Origin of the sequence: Paraburkholderia phenoliruptrix, assembly GCF_047325075.1 — a bacterium.
GTDB classification, from domain to species: domain Bacteria; phylum Pseudomonadota; class Gammaproteobacteria; order Burkholderiales; family Burkholderiaceae; genus Paraburkholderia; species Paraburkholderia phenoliruptrix.
Map to the genome: position 1 here is coordinate 2,015,342 of NZ_CP168531.1, position 11,134 is coordinate 2,026,475.

The 11,134-nt window shown below is 62.5% G+C and carries 10 protein-coding genes and 2 tRNA genes; 5 read left to right on the forward strand and 7 right to left on the reverse strand.

All coding sequences use genetic code 11. The features are described from left to right. Positions 1 to 7: 7 nt before the first annotated feature. The 6 genes from glnQ to ACEN8U_RS21220 form a co-directional block, all read right to left on the reverse strand. Positions 8 to 751, reverse strand: a complete 744-nt coding sequence (gene glnQ / locus ACEN8U_RS21195; protein ID WP_013588724.1) for a glutamine ABC transporter ATP-binding protein GlnQ — start codon at positions 749 to 751, stop codon at positions 8 to 10. Continuing rightward, the gene (gene glnP, locus ACEN8U_RS21200) at positions 748 to 1,404 is read right to left on the reverse strand and encodes a glutamine ABC transporter permease GlnP (RefSeq protein WP_015002924.1); all 657 of its coding nucleotides are present in this window, start codon (positions 1,402 to 1,404) and stop codon (positions 748 to 750) included. The genes glnQ and glnP overlap by 4 nt, the downstream gene beginning before the upstream one ends. Before the next feature lie 24 nt (positions 1,405 to 1,428). Beyond that, entirely contained in the window at positions 1,429 to 2,175 is a 747-nt protein-coding gene (glnH, locus tag ACEN8U_RS21205) for a glutamine ABC transporter substrate-binding protein GlnH (RefSeq protein WP_013588722.1), read from the reverse strand. A gap of 139 nt (positions 2,176 to 2,314) precedes the next feature. Further along, complete coding sequence (locus ACEN8U_RS21210; protein WP_413658622.1) at positions 2,315 to 2,437, reverse strand: hypothetical protein; 123 nt, start codon at positions 2,435 to 2,437, stop codon at positions 2,315 to 2,317. Between the two features lie 170 nt (positions 2,438 to 2,607). Next, positions 2,608 to 2,694, reverse strand: a tRNA-Leu gene (locus ACEN8U_RS21215). A gap of 152 nt (positions 2,695 to 2,846) precedes the next feature. Further along, positions 2,847 to 2,933: transfer RNA gene (locus tag ACEN8U_RS21220), tRNA-Leu, on the reverse strand. A 305-nt stretch (positions 2,934 to 3,238) separates the two neighbouring features. Here ACEN8U_RS21220 and rnr point away from each other — a divergent pair. The 3 genes from rnr (at position 3,239) to rpiA (ending at position 7,529) form a co-directional block, all read left to right on the forward strand. Continuing rightward, complete coding sequence (rnr, locus tag ACEN8U_RS21225; RefSeq protein WP_015002766.1) at positions 3,239 to 5,746, forward strand: ribonuclease R; 2,508 nt, start codon at positions 3,239 to 3,241, stop codon at positions 5,744 to 5,746. A 280-nt stretch (positions 5,747 to 6,026) separates the two neighbouring features. After that, positions 6,027 to 6,770 (forward strand): 23S rRNA (guanosine(2251)-2'-O)-methyltransferase RlmB, encoded by a 744-nt coding sequence (gene rlmB, locus ACEN8U_RS21230; protein WP_015002765.1) that lies wholly within the window; start codon positions 6,027 to 6,029, stop codon positions 6,768 to 6,770. 63 nt (positions 6,771 to 6,833) lie between these two features. Next, a complete protein-coding gene (rpiA, locus tag ACEN8U_RS21235) occupies positions 6,834 to 7,529 on the forward strand; it encodes a ribose-5-phosphate isomerase RpiA (protein ID WP_015002764.1) in 696 nt (231 codons plus the stop codon). 66 nt (positions 7,530 to 7,595) lie between these two features. On the opposite strand, the gene ACEN8U_RS21240 is transcribed toward rpiA, so the two are convergent. Beyond that, on the reverse strand, positions 7,596 to 8,915 hold the full coding sequence (locus tag ACEN8U_RS21240) for a glycosyltransferase family 4 protein (RefSeq protein WP_015002763.1): 1,320 nt from the start codon (positions 8,913 to 8,915) through the stop codon (positions 7,596 to 7,598). Positions 8,916 to 9,083: 168 nt separating this feature from the next. Between ACEN8U_RS21240 and ACEN8U_RS21245 the strand changes: the two genes are divergently transcribed. Together ACEN8U_RS21245 and ACEN8U_RS21250 are read left to right on the forward strand one after the other, a co-directional pair. Further along, positions 9,084 to 10,298, forward strand: coding sequence for a glycosyltransferase family 4 protein (locus ACEN8U_RS21245; protein ID WP_015002762.1), 1,215 nt, complete (start codon positions 9,084 to 9,086; stop codon positions 10,296 to 10,298). Positions 10,299 to 10,603: 305 nt separating this feature from the next. Then, positions 10,604 to 11,026, forward strand: coding sequence for a helix-turn-helix domain-containing protein (locus ACEN8U_RS21250; protein WP_015002761.1), 423 nt, complete (start codon positions 10,604 to 10,606; stop codon positions 11,024 to 11,026). Positions 11,027 to 11,134 lie beyond the last annotated feature (108 nt).

The window sequence follows — 11,134 nt, forward strand, 5'->3', positions numbered from 1 at the left end:
AACCTGTTTATTCGACGTGTTGCAGAAAATCTCGCAGGCGCTGATTGGGAGGATTATCCAGCAGTTCGGCCGGAGCTCCGTCAACCTCGATCTGCCCGTGTTCCATAAAGATGAGTCGTGTACCCACCTTGCGCGCGAACGCCATCTCGTGCGTGACGACCACCATCGTCATGCCTTCTTCGGCGAGCGCCTGCATCACGCGCAGCACTTCCTGACGCAGTTCGGGATCAAGCGCAGAGGTCGGTTCGTCGAACAGCATGAGCTTGGGTCGCACTGCGAGCGCGCGAGCAATCGCGACACGCTGCTGCTGTCCGCCCGACAGCTCACTGGCATAGTGATTGACACGCTCGGCCAGCCCAACCTTTGTCAGCAGTTCACGCGCGAGCGCTTCCGCGTCCGCTTTCGTCATGCCGCGTACCTGGCGCGGCCCGAACGCGACGTTTTCGAGCGCCGTCAGTTGCGGGAACAGATTGAATTGCTGAAACACCATGCCCGCTTCCTGGCGGATTTCGCGGACTTTCTTCGGTCCCGCCAGCACGCTGATGCCATCGACAATCAGGTCGCCGCCGTCAATCTGCTCGAGCGCATTGATGCAACGGAGCAACGTGGATTTGCCCGAGCCCGACGGCCCGATCAGCACCACGACCTCGCCCGCGCCGATCTCGAGATCGACGCCTTCCAGCACAGTGGTCGTGCCGAAGCGCTTGGTGACCTTCTTGAACTGCACCATATGACCGTTCATCGTGCTCATAGAATCCGCATCCTTCTTTCCATCCTGCGCAGACAGTACGTGAGCGTACCGATCATGCAGAGATACAGAACGGCGACGGCCGTCCAGATCTCCACCGCGCGAAAGTTCGAGGCCATGATTTCCTGCCCCTGTCGCGTGAGTTCGCCCACTCCGATCACGATGAAGAGCGACGTATCTTTCAGGCTCACGATGAACTGGTTGCCGAGCGCGGGCGTCATGCGGCGAATCGCGACGGGCCCCACCACGAAGGCGAGCACGCGCCAGGCAGGCATGCCCAGCGCGAGGCCTGCCTCCTTGAGACCTCGCGGCACCGACAGAAACGAGCCGCGCACGATCTCGGCAATGTAGGCACCGGAGTTGATCACGATCGAGACAATGGCGGCCGTGAGCGCATCGACGCGCACATTCAGCAGCATCGGCAGCGCGAAGTAGATGAACATCACCTGCACCACGATCGGCGTGCCGCGCACGAACTCCACGTACGCGAACGCGATCTTCTGACACAGCGCATTGCCATAGGCGCGCATCAGGCCGAACAGCAACCCGACCAGCACGCCCCCGGTCAGGCCTGCGATCGTAATGAGGACTGTCAGCCGCGCGCCCTGCAACAGTGCTGGCAACGCGGCGACAACTATCGAAATATCAAACTGCATGAACGGCCTCCCGCCTCTTTGCCGTTACGACTTCGCCGGCTCGACGCCAAACCATTTCTTGTAGATCTGCGCATAGCGGCCATCTGCCTTGATCTTCGTGAGCGCGGCGTTGACCTTAGGCACAAGCGGGCTACCCTTCGGGAACGCGATGCCGTACTGCTGCGCCATCATCTGCGGACCGACCGCCTTCACGCGGCCTTTGCCTGCGGTGTGGATGTAGTAAAGGACGTTCGGTGTGTCGTGCATCGCGGCGTCGACACGTCCCGTTGCGAGTTCGAGATAGGCATTGTCGATATTCGGGAACGCGCGCAATTCGGTGCCGTTGAAATTGGCCTTGGCATAGTCTGCCGCCGAAGTGCCCGTCTTGATCGCAAGCGACTTGCCCTTCAGATCGTCGGGCCCCTTGATCGTGCTTGCCGTGGGCACCATCAACATGAAACCGCTGTCATAGTAGCCGTCCGAGAAATCGATAACTTTCTTGCGCTCCTCCTTGATGGTGATGCCCGCAAGCGCGACGTCGACGTTATGCGTCTGCAACGCCGGCAGGATGCCACTGAAGTCCATCGGCTGCAGTTTGTAGTCGATCTTCAGATCCTTCGCGACCTCCTTCCAGAGATCGATGTCGAAGCCGACGTATTGATCACCCTGTTTGAATTCGAACGGCACGAATGCCGTGTCACAGGCAACCAGCAAGGTTTCGCTATGGGCGGCCTGGCTGACGACGGAAACGGCGACGAGTACAGCGGCGGCAAGTTTTGCGGCAACTTTCATGAACGACCCCTCTTGAAGTGAAACGACTCGATTCGGCAAAAATATTTGCCAATTCAGTCATATTGCAAATGTATTTGCGAAGTATTGGAGGCCGAAAATCCAGTTGCAACCTAGGGTTTTCCCTAGATTTCGGATTACCTTAATGGGGGGAGTTTTGTGCGACGGGTCGCGACATGCCGAGGCTGAGGAAGTTTTCTTTTCCGGTGGCGGGGCGGCGGTAGAGAAGCAACCAGGTCTTGGTGCTGGTCGGCCGGGCTCTCAACGCGAGTCCATTACCGTCGGCAAGAAGGGAGGGGCGTTCTCGTGCCTTGGCGGCGCAAAAAGAATCGACGCCAGGCGGGACGTACGAGATCTGAAGGGAACAAAAAACCCCGTAAGACCAGGATCTTACGGGGTTTCTCGAACTACATCGGCTTACGCCGGAACTACTAATGGTGCCCAGGAGAGGACTCGAACCTCCACGGTGTTGCCACCGCTAGGACCTGAACCTAGTGCGTCTACCAATTCCGCCACCTGGGCACGTTTTCAAACTAGACAGCTATTCTAGCGAGCTGATGCAGCGTGTCAATCCCCACTGCAAACAACCGCTTTCCAACCCGAAACGACTACTTCACTACTCGACATAAAAACTGAAGCCGCCTGAACAACCTGGCGGCTTCAATCTTGAATCCTGGTGCCCAGGAGAGGACTCGAACCTCCACAGTGTTGCCACCGCTAGGACCTGAACCTAGTGCGTCTACCAATTTCGCCACCTGGGCAGGTGATGAACAGCAAAGACCGCCATTATAGCGACGGAATGGTGACTGTCAAGCGTTTCTCAAAACTTGCTTAAACAGGCCACCGGCGCGGCCGCGCGCGCCGCGAGGCGACTATTGACGGTCCGCGTGGCGCCCAAGACGGGTGTTAGAATGCCTCGCAGTAGTTCGTTGGCACGGTGCACAAGCCCGTCGGACTCAGCCTTGAACGAGCCGGACCCGAGAAAGTTTTTTCAGTGCAGCAGCCAGTGCCATAAAGGCGCGATGCAAACGCTTCTTAAGCCGAGCCAGATCGCCGACCGACGTCCATGCAACGAGAAAAAATCATCGACAAGCCCTTGAGCAAATTTCCGTATCCGATTCCGAGCCGCGAGGAAATCCTCGGCGTCCTGCGTACGAGCGAGGCGCCGCTCGCCGCCAACGAGATCGCCGAAGCGCTGTCGATCAAGCGCCAGGAACGCGAAGGATTTTTCAAGCGCCTCGGCGCCATGGAGCGCGACGGCCAGATCCGGCTCGATCAGCGCAATCTTTATCAGTTGACCCATCCGTCGAACTTTGTCGCGGGCCGCGTACAAGGGCATCGCGACGGTTACGGCTTCCTGATCCGCGACGACGGTCAGGACGATCTCTTCCTGCCTACCGCCGAAATGCAGAAGGTCATGCACAACGACCGCGTGCTCGCGCGCATCGTCGGCTATGACCGGCGCGGGCGGCCGGAAGGGCACATCGTCGAGGTCACGGACCGCGCCAACAAGCGCGTGATCGGGCGCCTGCTCAACGAGAACGGCGCGCTCATCGTCGCGCCCGAAGACAAGCGCATCGGCCATGACATCCTGATCACGCAGAACACCAAGAAGGCGAAGGTCGGCCAGGTGGTGGTGGTCGAGCTGACTGATTTTCCGAGCCGTCATTCGCAGCCGCTCGGCCGCGTGGTGGAAGTGCTGGGCGATATCGACGACCCCGGCATGGAAATCGAAATCGCGGTGCGCAAGTACGGCGTGCCGCACGAGTTCAGCCAGAGCGCGCTCGACGAAGCGGCACAACTGCCCGACGAGGTGCGTCCGGCGGACGTGCGTCACCGCATCGATCTGCGCGACGTGCCGCTTGTCACCATCGACGGCGAAGACGCGCGCGACTTCGACGACGCGGTGTATTGCGAGCCGGTCAAGGTAGGCCGCGGCGAGGGCTTCCGTCTGATCGTCGCGATTGCGGACGTCTCGCACTACGTGCATCCGAAAAGCGGGCTCGACACCGACGCGATCGAGCGCAGCACTTCCGTCTATTTCCCGCGCCGCGTGATTCCCATGCTGCCGGAGAAATTGTCGAACGGTCTGTGCTCGCTGAATCCGAACGTCGACCGTTGCGTGCTCGTGTGCGACATGATCGTCACGGCGCGCGGCGAAGTGAAGGCCTATCAGTTCTATCCCGGCGTGATGCATTCCGCCGCGCGTCTCACGTATACCGAAGTCGCCGCGGTGCTGAAGAACACCAAGGGTCCGGAAGCCGCGCGCCGCGCCGCGCTGCTGCCGCAGCTGCAGAACCTCTACGGCGTGTACAAGGCGCTTTTCGCCGCGCGTCAGAAGCGCGGCGCGATCGACTTCGACACGACGGAGACGTATATCGTCTGCAATGCGCAGGGCAAGATCGAACAGATCGTGCCGCGCACCCGGAACGACGCGCACAAGCTGATCGAGGAATGCATGTTGGCCGCGAACGTGTGCGCCGCCGACTTCCTCAAGCGCAACAAGCACCCGGGCCTGTTCCGCGTGCACGCGGGCCCGACTGCGGAGAAGCTCGAGAATCTGCGCACGTTCCTGCGCGGCATGGGCTTGACGCTCGGCGGTAACGACAAGCCGCATGCAAGCGACTATGCCGCGCTGATGGCGCAAATCCGCGACCGGCCCGACGCGCAGATGCTGCAAACCATGCTGCTGCGCTCGATGCAGCAGGCCGTGTACAGTCCGGACAACATCGGGCACTTCGGTCTCGCCTATGAGGCGTATGCGCACTTCACGAGCCCGATTCGCCGCTATCCCGACCTGCTCACGCATCGCGCGATCTATGCGATTCTGCAAGGCCGCAAGTATCAGCCGGAGCCGCCGCAGGGCGTGCAGCTGAATACGGCGCTGTCGCCGCGCGCCCGCGCCATGCAGCAGGCCGACGAGGAAAAAAGCGGCCGCGCGCGCGCGAACAACGTCGCCATCTGGGAAGAACTCGGTCTGCACTGCTCGGCCAACGAGCGCCGCGCCGACGAAGCCTCGCGCGACGTCGAAGCCTGGCTCAAGTGCTACTTCATGCGCGACAAGCTCGGCGAAGAGTACGGCGGCATGGTGAACGGCGTCACGTCGTTCGGCATTTTCGTGCAGCTGGATTCGCTCTTTATCGAAGGCCTCGTGCATGTCACGGAACTCGGCTCCGATTACTTCCAGTACGACGAGGTCAAGAACGAGCTGCGCGGCGAGCGCACCGGCATCCGCTACCGGCTGTCGGATCGCGTGCGCGTACAGGTGAGCCGCGTCGACCTGGACGCGCGCAAGATCGACTTCCGCCTTGTGCGCGATACGCCGATCAAGCCGCATCCGGCTCGCGGCGTCGCGGCGGCAGAGAGATCATCCGCGGAAAACGGCGGCCCGCGCGTGCGCGCGCTGGCCTCGGCGGAAGGCGGCAATGCGACGGCGGGCACGCGCCGCAAGAAGGCGGCGCCGGCGCAAAGCGCGGCCGTCAAGGAAGCGCGCGCTGCGCGCGGAGCTGCCAAGAAGCACGGCGGCGCAGCGGCCAAGGCTGCCTCGAAGCAGACGGCGCGCAAGAAGCGTTAAGCCGGTCTCGGCGCCTCTACCGCGCGCAGCGGGCACGTCGCGACGTGCCGGTTGCGCGCGGTGTTCGTTTGGTTCGTTTGGTTCGTTTGGTTCGGCGTCATGCTGTCGGCGAGGCGGTCTCGCCTCGACAACGCCGCGCAGGCAGCACGCCCACGCAACATGAACACGCAACATGAACACGCGGATTCGCGCGCACAGATTCGCGCGGATCGTTGGCACGCACAGGTATTCATCACAGCAGCGCCGATTTTGTCGCGCTCAATCAAAGGTTGTCTCAGTCATGGCACGTCACAAGGTTTTATACGGTTTTCATGCAGTCACCGCGCGCATCCGGCACGATGCGTCGACCGTCGAAGATGTCTATTACGACGCCACGCGCAAGGATCGCCGCATGACGGAGTTTCTGCACGCGGCGAAGGAGGCGGGCGTGCGCCTGATCGCCGCCGATGAAACGCGTCTGTGGGGGCTTGCGCGCACCGAGCGTCATCAGGGCGTGGTGGCCCGCGCAGGCGACTTGCCACTCGCGCAGAATCTCGCGGAACTGCTTGACGGCATCAACGGCTCGCCGCTCATTCTGGTGCTCGACGGCGTGACCGATCCGCACAATCTGGGCGCCTGCCTGCGCGTGGCCGATGCGGCCGGCGCGCACGCGGTGATCGCGCCGCGCGATCGCGCGGTCGGCCTGAACGCGACGGCCGCGAAGGTCGCAAGCGGCGCGGCCGACACCGTGCCGTACATCACCGTGACGAACCTCACGCGCGCGCTGCGCGAACTGAAAGATGCGGGCGTGTGGATCGTCGGCACCGCGGGCGAGGCGACGAAAAGCCTCTACGAGACCGAGCTCGACGGCCCGGTCGCTATCGTGATGGGTGCCGAAGGCGAGGGCATGCGCCGCCTCACGCGCGACACCTGCGATGTGGTTATGCAGATTCCGATGGCGGGCACGGTGGAAAGCCTGAACGTCTCGGTGGCCTCGGGCGTGTGTCTGTTCGAAGCGGTGCGGCAGCGCTCGGTGAAGAAGTAATTCCCGCCGGCTACCAACGTCGACTCCGGTAAACTAGCGCCTTTTACTGCTCGCCCGCATTCCATGACTCAAGACGAACTCAAGCAACTGGTCGGCCAGGCCGCCGCCGACTATGTCCTCGCCAACGTGCCCGAAGGCTCGGTGATCGGCGTCGGTACCGGCTCCACCGCGAACTGCTTCATCGACGCGCTGGCCGCCAACAAGGCGCGCTATCGCGGCGCCGTGTCGAGTTCGCTCGCCACCACCGCGCGGCTCCAGTCGCACGGCATCAAGGTGCTCGATCTGAACGAGATCGATTCGTTGCCCGTCTATGTGGACGGCGCGGACGAGATCGACCACAGCGGCGCGATGATCAAGGGCGGCGGCGGCGCGCTCACGCGCGAGAAAATCGTCGCGTCGGTGTCGGACGTGTTCGTCTGTATCGCGGATGCAAGCAAGCTCGTCGAGACGCTCGGCAACTTCCCGCTGCCTGTGGAAGTCGTGCCGATGGCGCGCACCGCGATCGGCCGCCGCGTAACGGCGCTCGGCGGCGTCCCGGTCGTGCGTGTCACGAAAGAAGGCACGCCGTTCATCACCGATAACGGCAACGAGATCATCGACGTCAAAGGTCTGCGCATTGCCGATCCCCGTGCGCTCGAAACGCAGATCAACGCATGGCCGGGCGTCGTGACAGTCGGCCTCTTCGCGGGCCGCGGTGCCAATCTTTGTCTGCTCGGCACGGACACCGGCGTGCAAACCATCGAGTACCGCAAGGACTGAGCAATCATGCACGAGCCCGCATCAGGCGGGCTCGTGCATTCCTCTTTGCAGCAAATACACCTTATTTCAAGGGCTCGTCTGAGCATTCGCCTCGCCGTCGCGCCGCTTCACTGCTTTGTTGAGCGCGTCCATCATCCGTTGTACATATTGATCGACTGAGAACTCCGCTTGCGCGTCGTGCAGCGCCTGTTGCGCGAGGCGCTGCGCAAGCGCCGGGTCGTTGCGCAACACGCCGATCGCGTCGGCGAGCACGGCAGCGTCGCCTGGCTTCACGAGCCAGCCGTTGCGCCCATGGCGCACGATCTCCGTCACACCGCCCGCGGCTGCGGCGATCACCGGACGGCCCGCCGCCATGCCCTCGACGATCACACGGCCAAAAGGCTCGGGTTCCGTCGACGTGTGCAGGATCACGTTCATCGCTTTCATCCACGCGGGTATGTCGTCCTGAAAGCCGGCGAAGTGCACGCGCTCCGCGATGCCGAGCGCGCTTGCCTCGTCGCGCAGGCGCTGTGCATAGGCATCTTCGCCGAATAGCGGCGCGCCGACCAGCACGAGGTGCGCATCGGGTAGACGCGTCAATGCCTCGAGCGCAATGTGCTGACCTTTCCACGGCGCGAGGCGGCCGAAGAGACCCGCGAGCCACGCGTGCTCGGGCAAACCGAGGCGTTGCCTCAGCATGCCCATGTCCGTGCCGTCCACGCAATTGAATGCGCTCGCATCGATTCCGTTATAAACGACCGGCGCCGTGTCCGCGGCGCGACCCGTCAGCGCAGCGAGGGACTTGGCCGATGCACGCGAATTCACGATCACCTGATCGACAGCAAGACGCACCGCCCATTTGACGACCGCGAGCTGCACGCGTCCGAAGTGTTCGCGCGTCAGAATGTCGTGCTGATACCAGACCACGGGCTTGCGATGCAGTGCCTTGCCCAGCGCGCCCAATACCAGTGCTTTTTGCGTGTTGACGAACAGCATGTCGAACGCTTGCGCGCGCGCCGCGATCGCGCGAACCTGTCTGACGATGCCGGGCAGCACGCGCAGGCAGTTCAAAGCAGACGCCTGACGCGCGATGCCGGACACGCTTGCATCGTTGATGATCTGCACGCGCGCGCCGAGTGCTTCGAGGCGCAAGCGGAACGGACCGTCGGCGAGCAACACCACCTCCATATGCGACGGGTAATGTTCAGCCAATTGCAGCAGCGCGAATTCAGCGCCGCCGAGCTGACCGCTTTGATCGACGAACAGCACGTGCGGCAATGCGGCCTTATGGACTGCTGCGGATGCGGCTATGCCCGAGCCAAGGGGCGCGGCAGCTGGGTCGATGCATGCTGGCGCAACGAGCGGCAACGAATGAGCGAGTGGCGAGGCGTCGAGCGTGGGGCGCATAGGAAGGCGAATTAATTGGTTCTCTGCATTCGCAAGAGGCGAATGACGACGATTCAATTATTCGCGTCCTGTCGCGCGTCGAATGTGGGCACGCGCACGCACAGCAAACGATGCGCCACATACACTCGTTGCTAAGCCCGAAGGCGTTTTACCGAGGATAGGGAGATCATGAAAGTTGCGATCGTGCACGACTGGCTGGTCGCACCTGGCGGCGCGGAGAAGGTACTCGAGCAGATGATCGAATGCTTTCCCGACGCGGATCTTTTCAGCCTCGTCGATTTTCTCGAAGACCGTCGGCCGCTGCACGGCAAGCCCGTCACCACCTCTTTCATTCAACGCCTGCCCCTCGCGCGGCGCCGTTATCGCGCGTACTTGCCGTTGATGCCGCTCGCCGTCGAGCAGTTCGATCTCGCGGGCTACGACCTCATCATCACGAGCTCGTATGCAGTTGCAAAGGGCGTGCTCGTCGGTCCCGATCAAACGCATGTGAGCTACGTGCATTCGCCGATGCGGTACGCGTGGGACCTGCAGCATCAATATCTGCGTGAAGCCGGATTGACGCGTGGACCCAGGTCGTGGCTCGTGCGCGTGTTGCTGCACTATCTGCGCGGCTGGGATTCGCATTCGGCGAACAGCGTGGACCGTCTCATCGCCAACTCGCAATTCGTCGCCCGGCGCATGATGAAAACCTACCGGCGCGAAGCCGCGGTGATTCCGCCGCCTGTCGATGTCCACGAGTTCGAACTATGCACGCACAAGGAAGATTTCTATCTGACCGCTTCGCGTATGGTGCCGTACAAGCGCATCGATCTGATCGTCGAGACCTTCAGTGCCACGCCGCACCGCAAGCTGATCGTGATCGGCGACGGACCGGAAATGGCCGCGATTCGCGCCAAGGCCGGGCCGAATGTGATCATACTCGGCTATCAGCCTATTGGTGTTCTGAGGGACTATTTGCAGCGCGCGAGAGCATTCATCTTCGCTGCCGAAGAGGACTTCGGCATTGTCGCGCTCGAAGCGCAGGCGTGCGGTACGCCGGTGATCGCGTTCGGCAAGGGCGGGGCGCTCGAAACGGTGGTCCCACTCGGCGAAGCGCATCCCACCGGCGTTTATTTCGGACGACAAACTGTCGTCTCGATGCTCGATGCAATCGACCGATTCGAGCGCCAGCATGAGCAGATCACGCCGGCCGCGTGCCGTGCAAACGCCGAGCGGTTTTCGGCGGCCGTGTTTCGCCGGGCCTTCATGGCCGAGGTCACGCGCACGATCGCCGCGGTCGGCGCGCGCGGCGAATCGCCGGCGGAGCGGATCGATACGGAGTTCGCGACCGAGCCAGTCGGATGGCAGGCCGAGCCCGCGTCGCAGCGCAGTTGGGGACGCTGAGCCGAAGCCTGCGCAGGCTTTCTATGCCCGGCAGGTTCGGCGGTTCCTCAGTGGTAAAGCAGGGCAGCATCATCAACAAGCCGTCCGGGCTATGCCACCCGCTCGGCGATCGGGGGGAGGCGCCAGCGTGGATCATGTGCCGCCTCGATACACGGTATTCGACGCGGGCGGCAAACCGTAACCAGGACGGTAACGAAAACGGTGCGGGTCGTCGCTGCGATTTATTAAAACAGGCAGTCGTCACTCCGTTCGTCACGCAATGACGCATCGGAACGCGACCTTTGGACGAGGAAGACTCTAAACTCATGAACGCCGATCGCCTTCCGGGATCCTTTCCCGATATCGCTCAAAGTTGGGCCGCGCTACAGGCCCAGTTGCCCATTACACCCATCCGCGACGAGCACGACTATCAGACGATGGTGGAGCTCGCCAGTGCCCTTGCCGCTCATCTGGACGGCAAGGAGGACGATCCGCTCGCCGACCTTCACGCGATCGTGTCGGATCTGGTGCGTAGCTGGAAAGCGCAGAACGTGACGCTTCCCAAGGCGGAGCCCCGCGAGGTGTTGCGGCATCTGCTCGAGACGCACGGGCTGAAGCAGAAGGACCTGATGGGCATTGCATCGCCCACGGTGGTCAGCGACATCCTCGCAGGTCGCCGTTCGATCAGCAAGAAGGTCGCGAAGGCGCTGGCGCAGCGTTTTCAGACCGACGTTAGCGCGTTTCTGTAGCACCGCGCTCTCTTTCCCGGCGGCGCCGGCGGCCCTCGTGCCCCCGGCGCCGTATCCGTTGCACTCACAACCATCGCGAATTGCAGTAGTTTCCGCGTCTAGACGCCT